The organism is Paraburkholderia ribeironis, assembly GCF_900019265.1.
Lineage (GTDB): Bacteria > Pseudomonadota > Gammaproteobacteria > Burkholderiales > Burkholderiaceae > Paraburkholderia > Paraburkholderia ribeironis.
This window is the reverse complement of sequence record NZ_CYGX02000190.1, coordinates 1-687: the sequence shown is the minus strand read 5'-3', so window position 1 is coordinate 687 and position 687 is coordinate 1. Positions and strand designations below refer to the sequence as shown.

1 pseudogene is annotated in these 687 nt (G+C 65.9%); it reads left to right on the top strand.

Annotation, left to right across the window (positions count from 1 at the left end):
* Positions 1–687 (top strand): annotated as a pseudogene (locus BN2475_RS33085) (ESPR-type extended signal peptide-containing protein); the annotation flags it as partial.

Sequence of the window (687 nt, the reverse complement as noted above, 5' to 3'; positions counted from 1 at the left end):
GTCTCGTGGGCTCGGCGGGCAACGAGCGTCAGATCACCAACGTCGCCGCCGGCACGCAAGGTACAGACGCCGCCAACGTCGATCAGTTGAACGCGGTCAGCAACAAGGTCGATCAGGTGAGCCAGGGCGCCGTGAAGTACGACACCAGCGCCAACGGTACGCCGGACTACAGCAGCGTCACGCTGGGTGGCGGCAACGCGCCGGGCGGCACGGTGATCCACAACGTCGGCCAGGGCCAGGCAGGTTCGGACGCGGTCAACCTCGACCAGATGAACGCAGCCCTCTCGAGGGTCAACAACGCGATTGCGGATTCCACCAATCCGTTCGTCGCAGCCGACGGCAATCGCGACACCGAAGGCGCCGTGGCCACGGGTTCGCACTCGACGGCAATCGGCGCCAGCGCCTCCGCAACCGGCAGCAACTCGGTTGCGCTCGGCGCGGGCTCGGTCGCTACCGAGGACAACACGGTGTCGGTGGGTTCGGCAACGCAGCAGCGCCGCATCACCAACGTCGCAGCCGGCACGGCGCCGACCGACGCGGTCAACATGCAGCAGTTCAACAATGCAATCGCTGCGGTGAACACCAACGTTGACGGCAAGATCGGCGAGGCCGTGCGGTCCGCGAATGCGTACACGGACCAGCAGTTCGGCAAGCTGAACCAGAAGATGAACTCGCTCGGTGCAGCAG